The organism is Bacteroides faecichinchillae JCM 17102 (assembly GCF_000614145.1).
Classification (GTDB): domain Bacteria; phylum Bacteroidota; class Bacteroidia; order Bacteroidales; family Bacteroidaceae; genus Bacteroides; species Bacteroides faecichinchillae.
Window position 1 is genome coordinate 1 of sequence record NZ_BAKK01000141.1, and the last position, 527, is coordinate 527.

The 527-nt window shown below is 49.3% G+C and carries 1 pseudogene; it reads right to left on the bottom strand.

Annotated elements, in window-relative coordinates:
* A pseudogene (locus tag JCM17102_RS30850) lies at positions 1-418 on the bottom strand (DUF6443 domain-containing protein); the annotation flags it as partial.
* Positions 419-527 lie beyond the last annotated feature (109 nt).

Below are 527 nucleotides of genomic sequence, written 5' to 3' on the forward strand. Positions count from 1 at the left end.
CTTTCCTGACTTGCGTGGGATTCCCCGGGAAGTCGTAGGCGGTAAATATCTTATCCTCTCCTCCCAAAGAGTTGTTTCCCCGCTGCTGGATCACACGTCCCCGCTCATCATAATACATCACAGAATAAAGATAACCTGATACTGCTCCGCTGCTGTTCAGTTTCGCCGTCAGCGTTCCGGTTAGCAATCCTTTGACTCCCACTGTCCTGAGTTCATCATATCCTGCTACTTTTTCGTAAGCAGTGGCAGTACCCGAAGGGATACCATTGGAACCGATAAAGTCATAGCGGTCATAATAATTCGCACTCAATACCGTTGGGGTAGTCAGGGTGACTTGTGAGGGAAGCGTATATCCTTTCAGGTCATTGGTCTGACTCGTTCCCTTGAGCCGGGTAGCCTTTAATACGATGTTCTTCAACGGATCATTTGTATAATCCAGTGTATTCCTGCAGGTCCCCGTCAGGACGATCCTTCCAAAAGCGTCCGGTATACTGAAGGACCATTCCCCTTTGGAACGTTGCCCGCCA